Annotated in this window: 25 protein-coding genes; 17 read left to right on the forward strand and 8 right to left on the reverse strand. The window is 49.8% G+C overall.

Annotated elements, in window-relative coordinates; genetic code table 11:
* Positions 1–15: 15 nt before the first annotated feature.
* The 8 genes from OXH16_15930 to OXH16_15965 all read left to right on the forward strand — a co-directional run bounded on the left by OXH16_15930 (position 16) and on the right by OXH16_15965 (position 8,307).
* Positions 16–807, forward strand: a complete 792-nt coding sequence (locus OXH16_15930; protein MCY3682891.1) for a sugar phosphate isomerase/epimerase — start codon at positions 16–18, stop codon at positions 805–807.
* Positions 808–815: 8 nt separating this feature from the next.
* Complete coding sequence (locus OXH16_15935; protein MCY3682892.1) at positions 816–1,856, forward strand: zinc-binding alcohol dehydrogenase; 1,041 nt, start codon at positions 816–818, stop codon at positions 1,854–1,856.
* Between the two features lie 11 nt (positions 1,857–1,867).
* Positions 1,868–2,959, forward strand: a complete 1,092-nt coding sequence (locus OXH16_15940; protein ID MCY3682893.1) for a Gfo/Idh/MocA family oxidoreductase — start codon at positions 1,868–1,870, stop codon at positions 2,957–2,959.
* Positions 2,960–3,030: 71 nt separating this feature from the next.
* Positions 3,031–3,990: a PAC2 family protein gene (locus OXH16_15945; GenBank protein MCY3682894.1), complete on the forward strand. Its 960-nt coding sequence runs from the start codon at positions 3,031–3,033 to the stop codon at positions 3,988–3,990.
* Positions 3,991–5,049 (forward strand): threonine aldolase family protein, encoded by a 1,059-nt coding sequence (locus OXH16_15950; GenBank protein MCY3682895.1) that lies wholly within the window; start codon positions 3,991–3,993, stop codon positions 5,047–5,049.
* Between the two features lie 15 nt (positions 5,050–5,064).
* The gene (locus OXH16_15955) at positions 5,065–5,874 is read left to right on the forward strand and encodes a TIM barrel protein (protein MCY3682896.1); all 810 of its coding nucleotides are present in this window, start codon (positions 5,065–5,067) and stop codon (positions 5,872–5,874) included.
* Between the two features lie 16 nt (positions 5,875–5,890).
* Positions 5,891–6,961, forward strand: coding sequence for a Gfo/Idh/MocA family oxidoreductase (locus tag OXH16_15960; GenBank protein MCY3682897.1), 1,071 nt, complete (start codon positions 5,891–5,893; stop codon positions 6,959–6,961).
* On the forward strand, positions 6,958–8,307 hold the full coding sequence (locus tag OXH16_15965) for a sulfatase (protein MCY3682898.1): 1,350 nt from the start codon (positions 6,958–6,960) through the stop codon (positions 8,305–8,307). The genes OXH16_15960 and OXH16_15965 overlap by 4 nt, the downstream gene beginning before the upstream one ends.
* A 9-nt stretch (positions 8,308–8,316) precedes the next feature.
* Here the strand turns inward: OXH16_15965 and OXH16_15970 are convergent, their stop codons facing one another.
* Positions 8,317–9,261 carry a D-glycerate dehydrogenase gene (locus tag OXH16_15970; protein ID MCY3682899.1) on the reverse strand — a complete coding sequence of 315 codons (945 nt, stop codon included), beginning with the start codon at positions 9,259–9,261 and terminating at the stop codon, positions 8,317–8,319.
* Between the two features lie 163 nt (positions 9,262–9,424).
* Here OXH16_15970 and OXH16_15975 point away from each other — a divergent pair, with 163 nt between their 5' ends.
* Genes OXH16_15975 through OXH16_15995 form a run of 5 tightly spaced genes read left to right on the forward strand, consistent with a single transcriptional unit; the run spans position 9,425 to position 12,204 of the window.
* The gene (locus OXH16_15975) at positions 9,425–10,282 is read left to right on the forward strand and encodes a hypothetical protein (protein MCY3682900.1); all 858 of its coding nucleotides are present in this window, start codon (positions 9,425–9,427) and stop codon (positions 10,280–10,282) included.
* A 30-nt stretch (positions 10,283–10,312) separates the two neighbouring features.
* On the forward strand, positions 10,313–10,612 hold the full coding sequence (locus OXH16_15980; protein MCY3682901.1) for a hypothetical protein: 300 nt from the start codon (positions 10,313–10,315) through the stop codon (positions 10,610–10,612).
* 20 nt (positions 10,613–10,632) lie between these two features.
* Positions 10,633–11,295, forward strand: coding sequence for a tetratricopeptide repeat protein (locus OXH16_15985; protein MCY3682902.1), 663 nt, complete (start codon positions 10,633–10,635; stop codon positions 11,293–11,295).
* A 10-nt stretch (positions 11,296–11,305) separates the two neighbouring features.
* On the forward strand, positions 11,306–11,623 hold the full coding sequence (locus OXH16_15990; GenBank protein ID MCY3682903.1) for a DUF971 domain-containing protein: 318 nt from the start codon (positions 11,306–11,308) through the stop codon (positions 11,621–11,623).
* A 44-nt stretch (positions 11,624–11,667) separates the two neighbouring features.
* Entirely contained in the window at positions 11,668–12,204 is a 537-nt protein-coding gene (locus OXH16_15995; GenBank protein MCY3682904.1) for a hypothetical protein, read from the forward strand.
* A gap of 73 nt (positions 12,205–12,277) precedes the next feature.
* Here the strand turns inward: OXH16_15995 and OXH16_16000 are convergent, their stop codons facing one another.
* The 5 genes from OXH16_16000 to OXH16_16020 form a co-directional block, all read right to left on the reverse strand.
* Positions 12,278–13,303: a ribose-phosphate pyrophosphokinase gene (locus tag OXH16_16000; protein MCY3682905.1), complete on the reverse strand. Its 1,026-nt coding sequence runs from the start codon at positions 13,301–13,303 to the stop codon at positions 12,278–12,280.
* A 61-nt stretch (positions 13,304–13,364) separates the two neighbouring features.
* Entirely contained in the window at positions 13,365–13,865 is a 501-nt protein-coding gene (locus tag OXH16_16005; protein MCY3682906.1) for a GNAT family N-acetyltransferase, read from the reverse strand.
* A gap of 6 nt (positions 13,866–13,871) precedes the next feature.
* The gene (locus tag OXH16_16010) at positions 13,872–14,300 is read right to left on the reverse strand and encodes a phosphoribosyl-AMP cyclohydrolase (protein ID MCY3682907.1); all 429 of its coding nucleotides are present in this window, start codon (positions 14,298–14,300) and stop codon (positions 13,872–13,874) included.
* A 32-nt stretch (positions 14,301–14,332) separates the two neighbouring features.
* Positions 14,333–15,055, reverse strand: coding sequence for a class I SAM-dependent methyltransferase (locus OXH16_16015; GenBank protein MCY3682908.1), 723 nt, complete (start codon positions 15,053–15,055; stop codon positions 14,333–14,335).
* A 70-nt stretch (positions 15,056–15,125) separates the two neighbouring features.
* Positions 15,126–15,419: a hypothetical protein gene (locus tag OXH16_16020; GenBank protein MCY3682909.1), complete on the reverse strand. Its 294-nt coding sequence runs from the start codon at positions 15,417–15,419 to the stop codon at positions 15,126–15,128.
* A 32-nt stretch (positions 15,420–15,451) separates the two neighbouring features.
* Here OXH16_16020 and OXH16_16025 point away from each other — a divergent pair, with 32 nt between their 5' ends.
* Together OXH16_16025 and OXH16_16030 are read left to right on the forward strand one after the other, a co-directional pair.
* Positions 15,452–16,495, forward strand: coding sequence for a phospho-N-acetylmuramoyl-pentapeptide-transferase (locus tag OXH16_16025; GenBank protein ID MCY3682910.1), 1,044 nt, complete (start codon positions 15,452–15,454; stop codon positions 16,493–16,495).
* A 26-nt stretch (positions 16,496–16,521) separates the two neighbouring features.
* Positions 16,522–17,853, forward strand: a complete 1,332-nt coding sequence (locus OXH16_16030; GenBank protein ID MCY3682911.1) for an amidohydrolase — start codon at positions 16,522–16,524, stop codon at positions 17,851–17,853.
* A gap of 102 nt (positions 17,854–17,955) precedes the next feature.
* Here OXH16_16030 and nadA read toward each other — a convergent pair whose 3' ends face one another.
* Positions 17,956–19,005, reverse strand: coding sequence for a quinolinate synthase NadA (gene nadA / locus OXH16_16035; GenBank protein ID MCY3682912.1), 1,050 nt, complete (start codon positions 19,003–19,005; stop codon positions 17,956–17,958).
* Between the two features lie 155 nt (positions 19,006–19,160).
* Between nadA and OXH16_16040 the strand changes: the two genes are divergently transcribed.
* Together OXH16_16040 and OXH16_16045 are read left to right on the forward strand one after the other, a co-directional pair.
* Positions 19,161–20,225: a sugar phosphate nucleotidyltransferase gene (locus OXH16_16040; GenBank protein MCY3682913.1), complete on the forward strand. Its 1,065-nt coding sequence runs from the start codon at positions 19,161–19,163 to the stop codon at positions 20,223–20,225.
* Between the two features lie 127 nt (positions 20,226–20,352).
* Positions 20,353–20,850 carry a hypothetical protein gene (locus OXH16_16045; protein MCY3682914.1) on the forward strand — a complete coding sequence of 166 codons (498 nt, stop codon included), beginning with the start codon at positions 20,353–20,355 and terminating at the stop codon, positions 20,848–20,850.
* 6 nt (positions 20,851–20,856) lie between these two features.
* Here the strand turns inward: OXH16_16045 and OXH16_16050 are convergent.
* The coding region (locus OXH16_16050) for a tRNA (pseudouridine(54)-N(1))-methyltransferase TrmY (protein MCY3682915.1) at positions 20,857–21,087 on the reverse strand (231 nt) is incomplete at its 5' end.

The following is a 21,087-nucleotide window of genomic DNA, read 5'->3' on the forward strand; positions in this document are numbered from 1 at the left end:
CGATGGAGACTGGCGATGAAAATAGGCGTAACGCAAATTATCCTGGGCAAACTGACGCTGGATGAAACACTGCAATTGTGCCGCGATGCGGGTTACGAAGCACTCGAACTGGTATTTTCACCAGAAGGTGATCCAAATGTGGATATGAGTGACCACGAGGTGCGCGGTGTCAAAAAACGGTGTGATGACGCGGGCATTGAAATCAGCAGTGCGATTGCCAGATATGATAATCGGGGCAATTTTCTCAGCCGAAACCCGGCAGAACGCGAAGCTGGCATGAAGAGCTTGCGCCGCGCTATTGACGTGGCGCATCTCATCGAGACCGACGCGGTCTTACTCCATCCGGGCCAACTCCCGGTTGACGGGACCTATGAAGATGCATGGGATGATTTCCTGATCTCGATGAAAGAAATCGCCCCTTATGCCGAAGAAAAAGGCGTTGCAGTTGGCATAGAGAATGTGTGGAATAAGTTCTTACTCAACCCAAAAGAAGCGCGCGAGTTTGTCGATGCCGTGGGCAACGATTGGGTCGGAATTTACCTCGATACAGCCAACATGATGTTTTACGGCTATCCAGAGCACTGGATTCGCGGGCTTCAGCACCGCATTAAACGGGTACATTTTAAGGACTTTGTTCGTCAGCAACGCAATTTCGTACCGCTGATGGATGGGGATACGGATTGGGCAGAAGTCATGAAAGGATTGCGGGATATTGGCTATGACCAATATGTCATCCACGAAGTAGGTGGCGATCGAGACGTGCAAATTGAGATGGCAAAACGCATGAAACAAATTGTGGCAATGTGAGGACACTAATGGCAATGCGAAAAGTAGCGGCAATTGACGGTCAAGGCGGAATTTCGGTCATCGAAGAACCCATTGTAGCCCCAAAGCCAGGCCAGGTTCAAATAGAAGTCGCGGCGAGCATGGTCAGCCCCGGCACAGAATTGGGTGGTGTGAAAAGGAGACGAGAAAACCCATCGGATGCCGCGCCGCGCCCATTTGGGTACTCCAATGCTGGCGTGGTCGTGGCACAAGGCGCGGGATGTGAAGACATACCGATTGGAACGCGCGTAGCCTGTATGGGAGGCGGATATGCCCAACATGCGACCCATGCCTGTGTACCGCGCAATATGGCGGTACACATTCCCGATGGCGTCAGCGATGAAGACGCCTCGTCTATTCATCTGGTCGCAACCGCCCTAAATGCCGTGCGGCGCGGCGCATTCCAGCTCAGCGAACACATTGCCGTGGCTGGTCTGGGACTTGTGGGACAATTTACCTGCCAGTGGGCACGCATTTCGGGATGTTATGTAATGGGCCTGGACCAATTGCCCATGCGTCTAAAAAAAGCCGCGACCTGCGGCTTGCTGCGCGGGGTCAATATCACAGAGGAAGACCCGGTAGAAGTATCGCAAACTTTTACGCGTGGTTATGGTATCGATGGCGGTGTAATTGCTTTTGGTGGCGACGGCACACCGGCTTTTATCACGCTTAGCAAAATGATCAAAAAAGCACCCGACACGCACCTTATGGGGCGCATTGTCATTGTGGGCGGCGCCCGAATAGAACACGGATTTGCATCCGCGCTGGGCAATCTGGATGTACGCAGCGCCGCGCGCACAGGACCGGGCTATCACGACGAGGAATGGGAACACGGTGCGGATTATCCCCCCGTTTTTATGCAATGGACAACGAAGCGAAACCTGGAGGAATGCTTGCGTTTCATGGATACCGGACACTTAAAAGTATCCCCTCTCATCACCCATCGGGTTGCATTAGACGACGCGCCCGAAGCATGTGAAGAACTCATTCAGAATCCCAACGCAGCATTGGGCGTCGTGTTTTTACCTTAAGAGGAGTCACAATGGCAGAAAAACGCTATCGCGCCGGTGCTATTGGTCGGACCGGGCAGGGCAATTTTGGACATGGCCTGCATGTGCCCTATCAGAAAATCGACTGCGTGGATATGATCGCTGTATCCGATCCAGATGCCGCCGGACGAGAAAAGGCCATTGCAGATGCCGGAGCCCAGCGAGGATATGCGGACTATCGCGACATGCTGGCAAAAGAAAACCTCGATATTGTCAGCGTGTGCCCCCGGTGGGTCGATTGTCACGAAGAAATGATCTTAGCGTGTATCGAAGCCGGCTGCCATGTCTATTCGGAAAAACCACTTGCTGGTGACCTCGCATCCGCAGACCGCATTGTAGCTGCCGCCGAACAGCACAACCGCAAAATTGCCGTAGCGCATCAGGCTGTTTACCTCAGGCAATTACATCAAGTGCGCGATTTAATACGGGAAAATCAAATTGGAAAGCTCCTATCCATGCATGGGTATGGCAAACAAGACCATCGAGGCGGCGGCGAAGACATGCTGGTCTTGGGAACACATCTCTTCAACATGATGCGTTTTTTGGGCGGCGACCCCCTGTGGATGACAGCGCGCGTGACAGTTGGAGATCGTGAAATCGCACCCGAGGATGTGCGGGAAGCTACAGAGCCGATTGGCGCGATTGCGGGCGATGGCGTGGTTAGCCTGTTTTCTTTTTCCGATGGCGTGGATGGCTCATTTGTCTCGCGGGCGAATCAATCGGGAAAAGGACAGGGCTACGGGCTGGTGCTGGTCGGAGAATCGGGGCGGATAGCCATAAGCGGAGGCGCAGAAGCAATATCCATTTATGAAGATGGGCTGTGGGCACCCTGGAGAGGTGGTCCTGCGTGGCAGGCACTCGACCTCGCAGGTGATCACCTGCAGGAGACCGGAAATTATTGCGCCATTATCGACCTGATTGACGCCATAGAACGCGATCGCGCCCCTATTTCCAGCGATCGAGATGCGCGTTGGGCATTGGAAATGATTCACGGAGCGTACGCATCCCAAATTTCTGGACAACGCGTTGTTTTTCCACACCCTGATCGTTCCCATCCGATCGAGAAATGGCGTTCTGATCATTGATATGGTTGTGTCCAGGTCTGTAATTTGATATTATTTCTAAAACGCTCTGTCCTTTGTGGAAAGGTCACAAAATGAAACTAAACGTATTGAAAGAATTGCCCCGTTCCTTTCAGGCATCCGTATTGCTCGCCGGATGGCCCGGTATGGGCAGCGTGGGAATTGGCGCGATTGACTATATCCGGCGCAAACTCAATGCCGTCGCATTTGCAGAAATAGACATGCAATCTCACTTCCCGCCCGAAGCCATGATTGTAGAAGACGGGATCGCGGCCTTTCCCGATCCGCCTGCTCATATATTTTATGCAGTGGAAGAACACGATTTGATTATTTTTCAAAGCGAGGCGCAAATAGGCGGAACACCCGGCGATGAATTGCTGGACAAAGTCCTGGATGTGGGGCAGCGGGTAGGCATCGATACGGTTCTCACAGGCGCGGCCTATCTCACACAATCCAGCCACAAAGAAAATGCGCAGGTGCTGGGGGTGGCGAACAACACTGAATTTAGAGATTTACTGGCATCGCATGGCGTGGAGATCTTAAAAGAGGGGATGGTCTCAGGGCTTAATGGTCTGTTGCTGGGCTTTGCTCAAAACCGCGACCTCAATGCGGCCTGTTTTTTGGGCACCATGCCGCAATACGCAGCACCCATCCCCAACCCCAAAGCTTCAAAAGAGATTGTACTGACTCTGGCACATTTGTTAAATTTTTCGGTCGATATGTCGGAAATTGACGACGCTGCCAAAAAAATGGAAGGCACTATGGAAGATATTGAGATGCAGATCCAAAAGACATTTTCCCACATGGACGATATTCCAGAGAACGAATTCCCAGGCGGAAAGATCGAAGAGGATAAAGTGCCTCAGTCCGTTATGGAACGCATTGAAAAGATGTTTCGCGAAGTGAAAAAAAATGATCAGTTTCACAAAAAAGCCAATGAACTCAAAGCAGAACTGGACCGCTGGAACCTATATCCATTTTACGAAGACCGGTTTCTAAATCTTTTCAAATCTGGCCCCGGAGGAAGCAGGTAAATGACCGACATTAAAATTGATCTTTACAGCGATACATCCACCGTGCCGACACAAGCGATGCGCGAGTTTATGTGTCGGGCAAAAGTGGGTGATGAGCAAAAGGGCGAAGACCCGTCGGTAAATGCCCTACAGGATATGGTCGCCGAGATGCTGGGCAAAGAGGCGGCTCTTTTTTTGCCATCGGGAACGATGTGCAATCAGATTTCTTATGCGGTTCACTGCCGCGCAGGAGATCTCATTTTAGTAGATCGCACCGCACACCCACTCATCTCAGAAGCCGGCGGCGCAGCGGTGCTCGCCCGCGCAACGCTATATCCCATTGATGGGAAAAATGGCATGTTTACACCCGAGCAAATGGCAGAGGTTATGGTGCCGTCAACGCGATACAGACCGCCCTTCCGCCTCGTCTGTGCCGAACAAACCACAAATATGCCGGGGGGACGTATATGGCCCCTTGAACACATACGCGCAGTGTGCGATATGGCGCACGAAAAAGGTGCTCTAACGCACATGGATGGCGCACGGCTCCTGAATGCAACAGTTGCATCCGGCATTGCACCAAAAGCGTATGCCGAGTCTTTTGACACCCTGTGGATCGATCTGAGCAAGGGCCTGGGCGCGCCTGTGGGGGCTGTACTGGCGGGACCTTCAGAGTTTATCCTCAATGCCTGGCAGTGGAAACAACGCATCGGAGGTGCTATGCGACAGGCTGGCATTGTTGCCGCTGCGGGTATTTACGCATTAGAACACAATGTCGAACGAATGGCAGAAGATCACGCCAATGCAAAACGCCTGGCAAAAGGCATTGCAAAAGCACCCGGAATTGGAATCGATGTCGAAGGCGTAGAAACCAATATGGTGCGCTTTGACGTGGCTCAATTGGGCATTTCCGCCCGCGATTTTGGCGACCGATTGCTCGCTGAATACGGCATACGCGTAAGCGTCATAGGCACACACCTGATAAGATTGATCCCACACATCGGCATCTCCAAATCCGATGTTGACGAAGCCGCACAGGCGATCTGCCGATTGGCTGAAAAAGTGGGATGCAAAACGTAAACTGGAGGTAGTAATATGCCAGAACTATCTATTTCCACCTGGAGTTTGCACCGCGCTTTGGGAAAGGCGTGGTATGATCGCACGCCCGATGGATTTGTAAACCGAAATGGCGATGAGGGACGCATAAAGCTACTTGATGTCCCCCGCGAAGTGGCATCTCATGGCATTGGGCATTTAGAAATCTGCCATTTTCATTTTCCCACAACAGATGATGCATTTATCACAGACCTGCGCGCGGAACTGGACAGACACGGCGTATCGCTTTACAGCATCTTAATTGACGCCTGGGATATTACGCACCCCGATCCCGAACAAAGAGAAAAGGACCTCGCGGAAATTCGGAGATGGATTGACATCGCATCCACCTGTGGCGCGGCGAATGTGCGCGTAATAGCTGGCGAATCAGAGCCAGGCGCGGAATCCATCGCACTCAGCGCGCAAAATCTCCTGCAATTGTCGGACTATGCACGCGATAGTGGCATACGTGTCATGACCGAGAATTTCAAGCGACTAACCCAGCGCGCCGCCCCTCTACTGGATATTCTGGACAGATGCGATGGGAAAATTGGACTGTGTACTGATCTTGGCAACTTCAAAGGGGAACACAAGCTGGATGATCTCGCAGAAGTTCTACCGTTTGCAGATACGATCCACACCAAAGCGGATTACGAAGACGGGATCATGTTGCGGGATCGTTTTCTCACCTATCTGGACTTGACGCGCAAAGCCAATTTCTCGGGATATTATACATTGATCTTCCAGGATCCCGGTGAAGAATGGACATATCTCAACGCGCTCAAGCGCGAAGTCTTGCCGTATTTATAATCTTGAGGATAATCCCATGCAACCCGTTCGCGCTGGCCTATTTGGCCTGACACATCCCCATTCAGAAGCCCATTTCAAAACCCTCCAGGCTTCTACACTCGTAGATGAGATCATTCTGTACGACGCCGACCCCTCGGCACTGAACAGCTTTAACTCAACAGATAAAGTCGCGGGTACATATTCCGATCTCAGCGTGCTTTTAGGCTCTGAAAATATAGTCTTTGGTGTGGCTTGCGCTCAAAATGACCAGAACCCAGACCTTTGCCTGCGCTTATTCGAGCAGGGTATCCACATCATCAGCGAAAAACCCATCGGAGCTTCGGTTACCGCTGTTTCTCGAGTCGTAGATGGCGCAGCAAACGCAGGTGTACAACTGGGCGTTATGTATCAGAATCGCTATCACCCCACCGCTTGTGAAGCGCGAAGACTCGTGCAAGGCGGTGCAATAGGTCAGGTGACATCTTGTGAGTCCCGGATGGTCACATCACAGGTAAAATTTCGCAACCCCAAACACTGGCTATTTGATCGGTCGATTTCTGGCGGCGGCATTTTGTCGTGGCTGGGGTGTCATTATATCGACCTGCTGTGCTATGTAATGGATGCGGACATCGTCTCCGTTTCTGCAGTTGTCGATACGCTCAGCGGCGAAGACATCGATGTTGAAGATGTGGCGTCTCTATCCTTTCGGTTTTCTAATGGCGCGCTGGGCAGTATGCAGGCCGGGTATCAACTATCAATAAGTGGCGCGGGTTATATGGGACCGAATTACGACACGTATATGGGATTTCGCGGTCACGAGGGCCGCGTATTCTGGACGCCCTCGGGCGGTCCCTCAGAATTGTATCTCGAAAGCGTTGCAGAAGGCTGGCACACGGCATCTCAGCGAACCTTTGATTACACGCTACCCGAAGTCGATGCTTATGGCGGGGCTTATGGGATCGCTTTTTTGGATGACTTTATTCGATCTACTGCGGGCAAAGGCACGGCTCCAACCTCTGGAGAAGATGCCTTAAAAGTCGCCAGAATCATTGAAGCGGCGTACAGGTCAAATGATACTGGTCAACGCATTGAATTAGGCGAGATGTGAACGCACCTCCTCCCAACATCCTCTTTCTCCTGACCGACAACCAGCGCAATGACCTGCTCGGTTGCGCAGGCAATCCAATCATCAAAACCCCAAACATCGATCAGCTTGCCGCAAGCGGTGTGCGATTCGAAAACGCATTCTGCACAAGCCCAATCTGCGCCGCAAGCCGGGCCAGCTATCTCACGGGCACCTATGAAAGACGCCACCGATTCACCTTCCTCACTCCCCCCCTCCAAAGCGCATACACCGACATCTCCTACCCTGCTACTCTTAAAATGGCGGGTTATAGCACGGGGCTAATCGGGAAATTCGGCATAGCCACCAACGGAATCGTCCCCGCTCTGCAGGATGAGGATGCAGTGGGAAAGATGTTTGACGTATTCGACAACTACGAACACTGGACCGAAGAAGGGTATGAAATCAGACAGCCCGATGGCAGTGTGCGCCACCTGACCGACATCACCGGGGACAAAACGATCGACTTCCTGCGCACGCATCAATCAGATCATCCCGGCCAGCCATTTTGTCTTTCCGTCAGTTTCAATGCGCCGCACGCACAGGACAATGATCCGCGCTACTACATCTGGCCCGCTACAGAAGATCACCTCTACACACAGACGCAGATACCGGAACCATTCAACGCCCATCCCGACTTCTTCTGGCGATTGCCGAAATTTTTGCGCGAAACAGAGAGTCGCGTACGGTGGCAAAAACGCTATGCGACATCTGAGGACTATCAGAGAAACATGCGAGGGCTGTACCGAATGGTGAGCGGTGTGGATCGGAACATAGGCAGGATTCTCGAGGCCGTAGATCAACTGTCATTATCCAAAAACACAGTCGTAATCTTCGCATCTGACCATGGGATGTACTACGGAGATCGCGGACTCAGCGACTGCTGGCAGTTGAACGAACAGTCAATCCGCATACCCCTTATTATCCTCGATCCACGGGCTGATGAAAACACTCGAGGTCTCATTCGCGAAGAATTAGCACTAAACATCGATATTGCGCCAACCATCCTCGAACTGGCAGATCTAAACGCGTCGGACAAAATGCAGGGCAAATCCCTTGTCCCATTGTTGCGCGGCAAGAAAATTGACTGGCGAAAAGCGTTCTTCTGCGAACACCGGTTCCACCGCGCCGACATCCCCAAGAGCGAAGGCGTACGCACACAACGCTGGAAATACATTCGCTACTACGAGCAACAGCCCGTCTATGAGGAACTTTACGACCTTCTCAAGGACCCCCACGAATCCTTCAATCTCGCGGGAGATCACAGATTCTCGGATCAACTCAAACGACTGAGAAGGAGATGCGACAAAATGGATGTTGAATGCGCTTAGCACCTAATCTTATACCACATAAGTGATCAATGGCTGATCCGTGAGTCCTGCTATAAGATTATCTACCGTACGCTGGGCCATGGCTATGCGCGTCTGGCGTGTGGCACTGCCCAGATGGGGAACGATAACCACATTGTCCATGGCCAGGAGAGGATGATCGCGTGGAAGCGGTTCTGGCTCAGTCACATCAAGCGCGGCAACTGCGATCCAATTATTCTCAAGCGCTTCTAAGAGTGCATCGTGATCGATCACACCTCCGCGCGCCAGATTGACCAGTATGGCGGTTCTTTTCATTCGCCTGAGCTGATCGCGACCAATCATATTTCGCGTTTCCTCGGTCAGCGGCACATTCAAAGTGACAAAATCCGATTGTTCGAGCAAATCGTTGAGAGAGACATAAGTCGCACCCAACTCGGCCTCGGCTTTGGGATCTGGCTTTCGATTGTGATAGAGCACATTCATATCAAACCCTCGCGCTCGTCGCGCGACCTGCCTGCCGATATTGCCCATACCAATAATACCCAATGTCGTACCGTGGATTTCGTGACCGATCAAAATGCGTGGATCGTAGTGCGTAAAAGCCGCACTGCGGGCAAAGCGATCGCCAATAACGATATTGCGGGCAGCGGCCATAAGCATTGCAAAAGTCATATCGGCTGTTGCGCCATCGAGCATATTGGGTGTATTGCCCACTGGAATCCCGCGCTGTTTGGCTGCTGATAGGTCAATGTGATCTACACCAACGCCAAAATTGCTGATAACCTTCAAATGGGGCATGCGATCCATAAAATCACCGCCGATAATCGGGTGTCCATAAGTGAGCAGCCCCTGTGCAGACGCGAATTTTTCATCTGAAACATCGCCGTGCGCCAAAATGTGGAGTTCACAGCGATTATTCATCATCTCTGGAATTTCATCGGGAAGATCGACATCGACGAGAACTCGATATTGCATACGCGCTCCTTTCGCAGGTACCATTTTTCGGAATACTTCAAAATAGCACGCGATGAAAGATTTGACAACAAGCGTTTAAGTATTGCAGAGGACACGCGAATTGCGTAAATTGAAAAGTGATCGTGCGTTGTAAAAGAAACAAATGAACCCTGGAGGAGGGAATATGGACCGGTCAAATTTTGGCGTCGCGGTCAAAAAATGGCGATTTAAGATATTGAGAAACTGCGTTCTGCTTATAACTGCGTTCATAACATTGGGACAGGCAGGCGCGGGATTGATACCAGAAACCCCCAAGCCTCAAGGTGGCGAGATCGTCGGCTCCTGGGTAGCTGAGAAGGTCGGCCTGGATGCTTATGTCCCGGCCGGGCTTGTGCAGGCTGTATCGACTCCTACACCTCTTACTGTTAAAGGCGAGATCAACGGCACAATAACTTTTGGTTCAGATGGCAGTGTCAAATCTGACTACACAACAGAGACCAATATCACTGCGAGTTTAGTGGTTTCACTTGCGCTCTCTGTACTCGATACGAGCCGATACGAGGGAAATTATACAGTCGCGTCCGATACCCATGCACTCACCATAACCCGCGAAAATGAAGACCCACTCAATTATACGTACACAGCTACCGCGGATTCACTGAAGATCATACGCCCGCTTCAGTTAGAAGATTTATTGGCGTCAATATCCGAAGCTATAAGACCTCTCGCACTAAGCGTACTGTCTCAGCACGTACCGCCAGATGATCCCATTAAAATTGTCATCACTTTTGCGAAAATGAAGGATACGGGAACACCACCGCCGCCACCACCGCCACCACCACCGCCACCGACTATGCTACCTGGTGATTTTGATGGAAACGGCGCGGTTGAATTTCCAGACTTTCTTCTCTTTGTCGCGCAATTTGGCAAGTCTTCATCTGATGACGGTTTTGATGCCCGCATGGATCTGGATAACAACGGGACAGTTGAATTTCCAGACTTTCTCCTCTTTGTCGCCGCGTTTGGCAGCAAGAGTGGTTAGTGATCAAAGCTAAAAATAGAAATGGATTTTATGACCAAATTTATGGCAGGTGTTTATCTGATCCTCAAATTGATTTGTCAGCGAATAGAGATCGACCCGGACCTTGTTCTTGTGATGTGGTGCAATCGCCCGGCCATTGAAATTTACGAGCCGGGTCTTTCTATACGCCAAAGCCTGCGCTTATATCGCGCAAACAATATTTTGTCACATACCTCTACTGAGTACCCCATAGTAGATCCCCTTGTGTGGGATACAACTGCGACAACTCGACAGAGTTTGCCAAAGTCATCCGTCCAATGGCCCTATACCGGACGTCCCTTGTATCTATGAGGGTATTGTCAGGAAAGTATATGATATTGCGACTGGGAATAATCGTCGTTATGCTTTTGAGTGCCAGGGTTTCCAGTGCTCAAGAGATGTTCGAAAGCAGTGATTCGATGGTTCTCGACCCCGCATTAAAAAGTGCTGTCGATTCGCTGGAAGCTGGCAAGCCCGGTGCTGCTGCTGTCGCCTTGCGCGATATTTTGGAAAAAAAATCCACACACACACAAGCATTGCGCCTCCTCATATCGTCTTATTTGCGAATGGAGGATTTTGATCGCGCAATTGACGCCTGTCAGCTATTGGCCGTCCAGGACTCGACCGATGCAAGCGCTCTGGTCGCGCTTGGATATTTATATGAAAAAATAGGCGATATAATTCTATCAGAACAATATTATCAGCAGGGACTTGCCCTGGATCCCGATATCATCGCAGCCTATCAGGGTCTGGGCTGGATTTACCTGAAAACGGGACAATTAGAGCGGGCACTCGACATGGCCAGCGAGACCACAGAACGCATGCCCCATTACGCGCTCAATTACATTTTAATGGGGCGCGCGCTGACCGCGCAGGGGTTTTTTGAAGACGCGGCAATCGCCTATAACCGCGCCTTTGCCCTGCAAAACGAACTGCGCGAGCAATACGGTATTTTGCTTCAGGAATTGGGCTTAAGGCATCGCTTGAAGCGTTAGGGGGCTGGTCGTGGCAGAAAAACCCAAACGCATTCGCGTTGACCGCACAGAGGGATGGCTCGAAATGGATTGGGCAGACGATGGAATTTTGCGCGTGAGATTATCCGACGTGCGAAAAGCCTGCCCATGTGCATTGTGTGGAGACCTGCGGGCAAAGCAAGACGAGCAATTGCAGATGATTACTGAGGATCAAACGCCATCGGTAGATCTGTCGGATGTAGTTCCAGTCGGAAATTATGCCATCCAAATTCGGTGGGCAGATGGACACGATACGGGAATTTATACCTATTCTTATCTCAAACAATTAGCACTGGCGTCGTGTAGATAGAAAATTTATCCGGCACTGCCCAAAAGTGCTATGAGGAGTTTACTATGAGAGTTTTTGCTGGTGTCGGACTTTTAGTTTTAATTTTTTTTACAACAAGTGCCCAGGCCGGTTTTAAGCTCTACAATCTGGCGACCAAGGTTGGTTTAGACGTTGTACAGGCAAACGACACGCGGCATTTCTTTGTGCTTCAAGCAGATATTGCAACCGTATTTTCGCCCAATCTTCGCCTCGAGATAGGTGCTGAGACAGGAAGCGGGTCCGACCTCGACGGTACCGAGATTCAGGCGAGAGGCGGTGGGGCTTTTCTAAAGTATTTGTGGCCACATAAATCAGGGACTGCGTATGCGTATATGGGGGGTGGATTAGGGGTAAACCGGGTGCGGCGCGAAAGACTGATCATCAACGAATTTCAAAACGAATACCAGGCCGCGCTTCACTTTATTCTCGTCGGCATGGAAAAACAATTGTTGAAACGCAGAATGGAAATTTTGTTTGAGGTCCGCTGGGTCATTGGAGAAGAAGAAGACGCCAGTGCCCTGCGCACGGCCGTGGGGATTGGCTTTAACATCGGCAAACCATGACGCCGTTTTCAGCGCAGAACTGTAACGCTTTACAAAATCAAAAACCGACCTAATGATAAGGTCGGTTTTTATTTTACCCCTCAACCCGCGCATTCGCAAAGAGATTGCTAACGGATTCATCGTTGTTGATGCGGCGGATGGATTCGGCGAGAATGGGAGCGACTGATAAAATTTTGATCTTGCCATTTTGGGCGCGTTTGGGCACGGGAATAGAATTGGAAACGACAAGCTCTGTAAGCACAGAATTTTGCACGCGCTCGACAGCGGGATCTGCCAGCACCGGATGGACAATCGTAGCACATATATCGCGCGCGCCTTTGTCTTTGAGTGCAGAGGCAGCTTCAATAAGGGAACTCCCCGTAGAGATGATATCATCAACAATGACGATATTTTTGTCTTTCACCTCACCAATAACGTTCAGGACTTCGGTTTTTTGACCGCTCCAGCGGCGTTTATCTACAATAGCTAACGACGCACCGAGCAGTTCGGCATACGCGCGTGCCATCTTTATACCGCCGACATCGGGTGCGATAACAACGAGATTTTTGAGGTTTTTCAGCCTGAAGTACTCGCCTAAAATGTTAATGGAATAGAGGTGGTCAACGGGTATATCAAAAAACCCCTGGATCTGATTGGCGTGCAGGTCCAGGGTTAAAACCCGCCGCGCCCCAGCGGTATAAATCATATTGGCGACCAGTTTGGCCGTAATGGGCACGCGGGGACGGTCTTTGCGATCCTGCCGCGCATAGCCATAATAGGGCACAACCGCTGTGATGCGTCGGGCAGAGGCGCGGCGCGCAGCATCAATCAAAATGAGCAGTTCCATCAAGGCGTCATTGGGCGAAATGCCTTCTTCTTCATTTTCACAAATAGGTTGAACAATAAAAACATCGCAACCGCGCACGTTTTCATCGATTTGCACATGTGTTTCGCCACCGGAAAAACGGCTCACAGTGGCCTCGGCAAGCCGAGTGTCGAGAATATTGCAAATATCTTCGGCCAATGGCCGATTGGTATTACCCGAAAAAACTTTGAGATCGTAACCCACGTTCTCTCCCTCCTGTCGTCGAGTACTCTGATAGGTCTGAATCAACCGCATTTTTACACCATTTCCCATGTGAGCAATATAGTGTTGAGAAGATTGCGAATCAACCCGGATTTCACGCTACAATATCGCGCCTGAGCAAAATGATCTGAATTTTGGAATCTGAGCGAAGCGGTTCGGTTAAACTGGTCTCTTCAAATCCGATTTTTTGATAAAAAAAACGCGCAAGATTATTTTCACTCACCCAGGCTTCGAGCGTGGTGGCCCCACCCTCTCGTGCCCATTCGATAACCGCGCTCACAATCTGCTCACCGATATTTTGTCCCCGAAATTCGGGTGCGACCCACATCGCGGTGAGCACTACTACGTCTGATGCCCTGCGATAACACCCCGCCATCCCACAGGGATTATCCCCCACATAAGCCATGAAATATGCGCGATCCGACAGATTGGCATGATCTCTCGCCATGTCCTGCCAGTCTCTATCGGTTCTTTGTTCCCCTTCTGATAGCGTTGTACCAAAAGCATAAGGCGCATCTTCAAGTGCGCGAAGGCGCACATCCCTGAGTATCCGCCATTGATCTGAACGGATTCGGGCAACGACCTGTGATAGCATAACGCATTACTCCGGTATGATTTTAGAATTTACAAATACCAATTTTCCATTATCGATACTGCGGTAATAACAACCGTACCGCGCACGACCATCTTCTTTAGTATGACACGATCCATCGCCTTTGAGACGCACGAGATAGAGCAGTGAATTTTGCTCGCAGTTAATGCGCACATCGACCAGTTCGAGCATATCGCCAGAAGTAGCCCCTTTAATCCAGAGTTCATTGCGCGATGTGCTCCAGAAAGTTGCCACACGGTGTTCAAGCGCGTAGTTGAGCGCCCGTTCATTGACATAGCCGATCAAGAGAACGGCTTTGCTATCCACATCCTGTACAGCAACGGGAATCACGGGATGATCAGCCTGTGCAACTTTTCGAAGCTTTTCAAAATCGAGATGCAGTTCTGTGCCTTCTTCAAGTGCATAATTAATAGCCATAACTATTTCCTTTTTTGCGAGATAAGTCACCTTCAAATTTTCTCAATAACCGCGACATAAACACTCCCCGTTTCCGGAATAAATCGCGAAATTTGCCAGCCAGTACCTTCGAGAATAAATGCCATCTCTTTTCGAGATACTTTGAGGTATTCAAACCATGCGCCGATATAGTGTTCATATCGAATGCGAATTTTGAGCTGACACGAGAACTTGCCCCGCTCGCGATTCAATTTGTGATAATCCAGATGAGCTTTTCTCGTCGTGCTGTAAGGATCTGCGGATTCGGCAATAATTCTCGCATCGTAAGATGTCATATTGCGCATCTTTCTCAAAAGCCATCGGGCGCGTTTCAGATTGCCAAAGAGACCGAAATTACTGCCCATCATGAGCATGGTATCAAACTGGCCGAGCCGAGAGGAAATTTGTGTTACACTCAAAACCCTGGCTTTTTTGAGACCGCGTTCTTTCGCCAACTTGATCGCAAGAGGAGAAGCGTCAATGCCCAAAACATCAAAACCTTCTTCCTGGAGATAGATCGCATGGCGTCCGGGTCCGCAACCAATGTCGAGAACGCGTCCGCGAACATAATTCATCGATTCTCGCTGATGCAGGGGCCAGTCGCGATGAGGATCGAAATATGTACTGGAAATACCAGCAGTTATATATCCATCTTCGCGTTCTACAATTTCCTCTGCGGGTATGCCGCGATGAAAATCCCACATCATGCGTCCATAAGCATCGTCATTATGTGCCATGGTCATTCTCCTAAAAAAAAAGCCCACTGTCTCTCGACAGCGGGCTTTATCATTATCATTGGACAAACTATTATGACATATCCACCGCCGAGCGCATCGTGCAAAAAGTCGCAGACGTAGTATGATGAGTATGATGCTGAGCGGTGTGGGCAAACGCATCCCCGGCCAAAACAGCGTTTGGATTAGTAAAAATAACCGGATTGTTGATCAATGCGTTCATAATAATTAAAAAATAGAAGGTCTGTGTTTTTACGTCAAGGTTTTTCTTTGAAAATGGATAAACGCCCCCCTCAAAGTAATCGGCTGTGAGTTCAGACTTGCCCTTTAAGGATAGAGACCTTACATTGGTCCTGATTTGTTTCATTTTTCAAATCATATTACACGGGAGTTTGCGCTGTGCTCTACTGGCTGGGTGAGCAATTGCTGGACATCTATGGGCCGTTTCGCCTCTTCACTTCTTATCTATTTTTAGTTGGTGCAGGTACCGCGCTTGCCTGTGTGTTAACCTGGAGAATTTTGCCCAAAATGTGGCACAGATTACCACAGGACCAGGGACGTGAACATGCTGTTGGCGCCGCACAAAATAAGGGTAAGCCCGTAGGAGCAGGCATTATTTTTATTTCGATTTTTATTTTTGTCGGATTTTTATTTGTGCCCCTTGGAACGCGATATCTGGCGGCTTTGGGATGCCTATTTTTGGCAATGCTGGTGGGATTTTTCGATGACCGCTATGAATGGAGTGAATACCGCATGGGATTGTTTGATCTGGTCATCTCCATTCTTGGTGCTATGGTAGTATGCCAGATGGCACCAGTCGAAGTGTGGCTACCACTAATTAAGACATCGGTTATTGTGCCACCCTGGATTTATATCCCCATTGCTACCTGCTTGTTGTGGATGACTATTAACGCCACAAACTGCACAGACGGTGTGGATGGTCTATCGGGCAGTTTGTGCATGCTGGCATTCATTTTTTTGGGCGGCGCACTGTACGTCATTGTAGGACATAGGGATATCGCCCAATATCTACTTGTGCCGCACTACAAAGAGGCGGCCAATTGGGCGGTAATGGCTTTTGTCATGACGGGATGTCTGGTGGGCTATTTATGGCACAATGCCAATCCAAGCGCCGTGTTGATGGGCGATGCCGGATCTCGTCCTCTGGGCTTATTACTCGGCATGCTGGTCCTGGCGTGTGGCAATCCGTTTTTGATTATTGTAGTAGCCGGAGTCGTGCTGGTCAATGGCGCAACAGGTCTTCTGAAAGTCGCTTTATTGCGCTTTTTTAAAATCGGCATTTTCAAACAAGTGCGTTATCCCCTGCACGATCACGTCCGTCAAAAATGGGGCTGGTCCAATACACAGGTACTGGTCAGATTTACGCTTTTACAGGCCATTGTAACGCCTCTTTTGTTGATATTATTATTAAAAATCAGGTAAAAAATAAAAAATAATCGGAGGAACTTATGCCTACAAAAGCCGAACTCAAGAAGCGCGTATGTGAAGCCATTGATCGACGTCGGGATCAGATTTGTCGCATTGGCGATCACATTATGTTAAATCCCGAGTTGGGGTTTAAGGAATTTGAGACAGCAAAGCTGGTATCGCAAACAATGGACGAGTTTGGCGTACCGCGCGAAACCGAACTGGCAATTACAGGTGTAAAAGGCGTGTTGCAAGGAAGCCAGCCTGGGCCAACCGTTGCACTGATTGGCGAACTCGACTCGCTCCTGGTTTCCGGACATCCCAATGCCAATCCCGATACAGGAGCTGCGCATGCCTGTGGTCACAATGCACAGATCGCGGGATTGATGGGCGCAATGATGGGCCTGGTGGATACCCGCATAGTTGATGATTTGGCGGGAAGAGTCGTCTTTTTCGCCGTGCCCGCAGAGGAATTTGTAGAGGTTGAATACCGTTTGAATCTGGTGAAATCTGGGAAACTGAGTTTTTTGGGTGGCAAGCCCGAATTGATTAAACACGGGCATTTTGACGATATCGATATGGCGATAATGATTCATACACATAGCGATGAATCATTGACCAAAGCCGCGGCTTCCGCCTCCTCTAATGGATTTGTGGCAAAAATGATTCGGTTTGTGGGCAAAGCCGCACACGCGGGAGGCGCACCTCACCGGGGCATCAATGCCCTGAATGCCGCTCAAATTGCTCTGAGTGCCATCAATGCACAGCGAGAAACATTCCAGGATCGCGATTCTGTTCGGGTGCATCCCATCATCACCAAAGGCGGAGATTTGGTCAACGTCATACCCGATGAAGTTTGTATGGAAACTTATGTTCGAGGGCGCACAGCAGAAGCAATTCTCGATGCCAGTACGAAAGTAGATCGCGCACTTCGAGCCGGCGCAATGGCACTTGGCGCAACAGTAGAAATAGAAACGCTACCGGGATATATGCCATTAAAAAACAATGCAAATTTGCAGGCACTCTATGGGAAAAATGCCAGAGCGCGTTTTGGAGAAGATGAATTTTGTACAGTCGGCCACAGAACCGGCTCAACTGATATGGGCGATATATCCTGTATTATGCCCGCGATTCATCCCTATATGTCGGGAGCTACGGGAATAGGCCACAGCGTCGAGTGGCATATTTCCGATAAAGAGATGGGATATGTAGAACCGGCAAAATCACTGGCTATGATGGCAGTGGATTTACTGTCCGACCACGCCGCAGAAGCAAAAGCCTTACTTGCAAATTACAAGCCAGAGATGACAAAAGATCAATACCTCGATTTTCAGAATAATTTGTTCCAAACAGAAGTTTACGATGGTGAGTGAGATTGGGCGTTGACCAAAACACACCGGTCTGATGCGCACAATCGAAAAAAGGCCCGGTAGATTCCGGGCCTTTGGTATCGCGTAACCGCGCTGTCTAAAAGATTATACAATCTCTAGCATGCGTTCCACAGCTTTTAATGCACGCACGCGGATGTCTTCGGGCACTTCGATGATTTGCTCGTTATATTCGAGTGCATTGAGCGTATCTTCAAGTGTAATTTCGTTCATATGTGGACAGCGAATGCTGCACAGGCCAACCATTTCTTTATTCGGGTTTTCCGCTGCGATATTGTCGCCCATGCTGCATTCTGTAAGCAGCAAATACCGCTCGGCATCCATTTCGCGCACATAATCGACCATGCGAGAGGTACTGCCCGAAAAATCGGACGCAGCGACCACTTCAGGACTGCATTCCGGGTGGGAGAGAACAACGACATCTGGAAACTGCACGCGCACATCTTTAATATCCTGAACGGTAAATTGCTCGTGCACCTCACACCTGCCATGCCAGCCGATCATTTCGTATTCAAGACCGGGTTTGGGATCGGAAAATCCCGTTATTGTGGGAAAAATAATGCGCTTATCGGTCTCTTGTGCGACATTGGCGGCTAAGTATTCGTCGGGCAAAAAGATAACGGTATCCGAATCGAGCGATTCGACGACTTTATGGGCATTGCCCGAAGTACAGCAAATATCGCATTCGGCTTTGACATCGGCGTAAGTGTTGATATATGTGACAATGGGAACGCCCGGATATTGTTCGCGCAGATTGCGCACATCTTCTGCAGTAATGCTCGCGGCCAGAGAACAGCCCGCAACGCGCGCGGGCAAGAGCACGGTTTTGTCGGGATTGAGAATTTTTGCGGTCTCGGCCATGAATCGCACGCCGCAAAAAACAATGGGATCGGCGTCGGTTTCTGCGGCTTTACGCGATAACTCGAGCGAATCGCCCACGACATCTGGCACAGAGTGATAAAGTGCCGGCTCCATGTAATTATGCCCGAGGATAATGGCCCCGCGCTCTTTTTTTAGCTTATTGATTTCGTAAGCCAACTCGGCTTTATAGCGCAATTCGATATCGGGCACAATGCCCTCTAATCGCTCGGCCATCTGTTGATAAGTCTCTTCCAAAGTAGTGGCAGTCAGTGCCATAACAGTCAACTCCTGTTGTGGGGTAACAAACCCCCTGGGGATATTTCACGCGTATTTGAGTAAAGATATAAAAAGACGGCCTTTGCTGCAAGGTTTCGGTTGCGACCTCTTGCAAGGGATATTACTCCTGGTGCTGTGATAGCTGGATACGAGATATGAAATTTGTAATTCGCGCGGGTGGTGTTGGTACGCGGCTATGGCCCTTGAGTCGCAAGAGCAGACCCAAACAATTTCACGCTTTGACGGGTGAACGCACAATGTTGCAGGAGGCGGTAAATCGCCTCCATTCAATGGCTAAAATAGATGATCTTTATGTCTCTACCGGCGTTGAACTATTGCATAGCCTTCGGGAACAACTGCCCGGATTACCTCCTGAAAACGCGATTGTAGAACCAGCACTCCGCAACACAGGACCTGCAGTCGGGCTTGAGTGCGCCTTGTTGGAAGCTCGTTTTCCCGGATGTACAATTGCGAGTTTGGGGTCTGATCATCACATTGGAAAACCAGAGGAATTTTGTCGGTTGCTCAAAGTAGCGGAAGACGCACTGAAGGATCGCGCCGAAACCCTGTTTGTGCTCGGTGTAAAACCAACGCGTGCAGACACTGGCTTTGGATATATACAAAAGAGCGATGTGATTGCAAAGATAGACAACGAGCCAATCTATGCCGTAGAGTCATTTACAGAAAAACCCGATACGGAAGTTGCAAAAACATATCTGGAGAGCGGTCAATATCTGTGGAATAGCAATATGTTTGTGTGGAAAGCCAGAACAATGCTGGATCTTTTTGCAAAATTTGAACCGGAGATGTATGCCCTGCTCGAACAAATTGGCACCGCTGCCAAAGAAGGACGAGAAGCAGACGTCATTACCGAGGTCTATCCGCAGATGAAAAACATCGCCATTGATCATGCGATTATCGAACGCACGTCAGATATTGCGACCCTGCAAGCCGATATTGAATGGAGCGATATCGGTGCCTGGGGCGCTTTGACAGATGTGTTACCCGTAGATGAAAATGGCAATTTACTGCGCGGCAATGTGCTATCGCTCAATGCAAAAAACACAACCGTTTATGGCAGTAAAGACAAAGTAATTGCGCTGGTTGATCTCGAAAACTTGATCGTAGTCGATACGCACGATGCCCTGCTTATTTTGCCCCGCGATAACTCTCAGCGCGTAAAAGATGTGGTCGCGGCATTGGGCGAGCGATACGTGTGATACGAAATGCGGAACGGGGTATAGCTGGCCGTCTCTCAGGCCAGTTCATCAACGAATCGATGCTCGTAAAGATTTTGGGTGGCTGGGCAGGGTTCGTCTATTCGTCTATTCTTCCAAAGGAGGTTTTATGAAGATTCTAAAAAGTTTTTGTCTCGCGCTATGCGTGTTGTCTTCTGGCCTGGGCACTGCTGATGCGGCATTTATCGACGGCGTAAACCTGGGTGGGGGCTTTATGTGGAATGACAGTGTCCGCCCGCGTTTTGATTCAGCCGGTGGGATAGCCCTGCACACCTCTGTCCATTTCAACCTCCCTGGCCCATTCATATTTGCGCCGTTTTACGACATAAGTTTTGCCAGCCCGATGATGCAGACTCTGGGCACGAGTCTCAATTATGCGATTAGCATGCGCGATTTTGAAACCCACAAACTATTTTTTGGACCGAGTATTGGAATTGTATTATCCGATGGTGTTTCTGAACGTTTTATAGGTGGGGAATTGGGATATAAATTTCCAATAGGTGAAAAACTCGGGCTATTTGCCAGAATAAAATTTGTCGAAGACCAAAACGATGTCATCAGCGGATTTTCCGGACACATCGGCGCGACATTCAAATTCTTTCAGTAAACCACTTTACCAAACGCCCTGCCGATCCAACTCATTGTGTAGCAACACAATACACTGAGAGGCAAACAACATCCGGGGACCCACGCAAATAGGCATGGCACCGAGGCGGCGCAAATACTTAGCCGTTTTTTTGGGCATTGTGAGATGGTCTGAAAAAACAAAAGTTACATCCAGGGGAAATGTCACTGTGCGAATGTCAGTACCTCGGCGCTCGAGCACATAGAGTGTTTCCTTGCG

The sequence above is a fragment of the Gemmatimonadota bacterium genome, assembly GCA_026705765.1.
Classification (GTDB): domain Bacteria; phylum Latescibacterota; class UBA2968; order UBA2968; family UBA2968; genus VXRD01.

Excerpts from the sequence above, each read along its gene's own strand:
- OXH16_15960 (MCY3682897.1), top strand. The coding sequence starts at position 5,891 with ATGCAACCCGTTCGCGCTGGCCTATTTGGCCTGACACATCCCCATTCA.
- OXH16_15945 (MCY3682894.1), top strand. The coding sequence starts at position 3,031 with ATGAAACTAAACGTATTGAAAGAATTGCCCCGTTCCTTTCAGGCATCC.
- OXH16_15980 (MCY3682901.1), top strand. The coding sequence starts at position 10,313 with ATGACCAAATTTATGGCAGGTGTTTATCTGATCCTCAAATTGATTTGT.
- OXH16_16000 (MCY3682905.1), bottom strand. The coding sequence starts at position 13,303 with ATGCGGTTGATTCAGACCTATCAGAGTACTCGACGACAGGAGGGAGAG.
- OXH16_16015 (MCY3682908.1), bottom strand. The coding sequence starts at position 15,055 with ATGGCACATAATGACGATGCTTATGGACGCATGATGTGGGATTTTCAT.
- OXH16_16005 (MCY3682906.1), bottom strand. The coding sequence starts at position 13,865 with ATGCTATCACAGGTCGTTGCCCGAATCCGTTCAGATCAATGGCGGATA.
- OXH16_15950 (MCY3682895.1), top strand. The coding sequence starts at position 3,991 with ATGACCGACATTAAAATTGATCTTTACAGCGATACATCCACCGTGCCG.
- OXH16_15970 (MCY3682899.1), bottom strand. The coding sequence starts at position 9,261 with ATGCAATATCGAGTTCTCGTCGATGTCGATCTTCCCGATGAAATTCCA.
- OXH16_16030 (MCY3682911.1), top strand. The coding sequence starts at position 16,522 with ATGCCTACAAAAGCCGAACTCAAGAAGCGCGTATGTGAAGCCATTGAT.
- OXH16_15930 (MCY3682891.1), top strand. The coding sequence starts at position 16 with ATGAAAATAGGCGTAACGCAAATTATCCTGGGCAAACTGACGCTGGAT.
- OXH16_15940 (MCY3682893.1), top strand. The coding sequence starts at position 1,868 with ATGGCAGAAAAACGCTATCGCGCCGGTGCTATTGGTCGGACCGGGCAG.
- OXH16_15935 (MCY3682892.1), top strand. The coding sequence starts at position 816 with ATGGCAATGCGAAAAGTAGCGGCAATTGACGGTCAAGGCGGAATTTCG.
- OXH16_16010 (MCY3682907.1), bottom strand. The coding sequence starts at position 14,300 with ATGGCTATTAATTATGCACTTGAAGAAGGCACAGAACTGCATCTCGAT.
- OXH16_15955 (MCY3682896.1), top strand. The coding sequence starts at position 5,065 with ATGCCAGAACTATCTATTTCCACCTGGAGTTTGCACCGCGCTTTGGGA.
- nadA (MCY3682912.1), bottom strand. The coding sequence starts at position 19,005 with ATGGCACTGACTGCCACTACTTTGGAAGAGACTTATCAACAGATGGCC.
- OXH16_16045 (MCY3682914.1), top strand. The coding sequence starts at position 20,353 with ATGAAGATTCTAAAAAGTTTTTGTCTCGCGCTATGCGTGTTGTCTTCT.
- OXH16_15985 (MCY3682902.1), top strand. The coding sequence starts at position 10,633 with ATGATATTGCGACTGGGAATAATCGTCGTTATGCTTTTGAGTGCCAGG.
- OXH16_15995 (MCY3682904.1), top strand. The coding sequence starts at position 11,668 with ATGAGAGTTTTTGCTGGTGTCGGACTTTTAGTTTTAATTTTTTTTACA.
- OXH16_16040 (MCY3682913.1), top strand. The coding sequence starts at position 19,161 with ATGAAATTTGTAATTCGCGCGGGTGGTGTTGGTACGCGGCTATGGCCC.
- OXH16_15975 (MCY3682900.1), top strand. The coding sequence starts at position 9,425 with ATGGACCGGTCAAATTTTGGCGTCGCGGTCAAAAAATGGCGATTTAAG.
- OXH16_16020 (MCY3682909.1), bottom strand. The coding sequence starts at position 15,419 with ATGAAACAAATCAGGACCAATGTAAGGTCTCTATCCTTAAAGGGCAAG.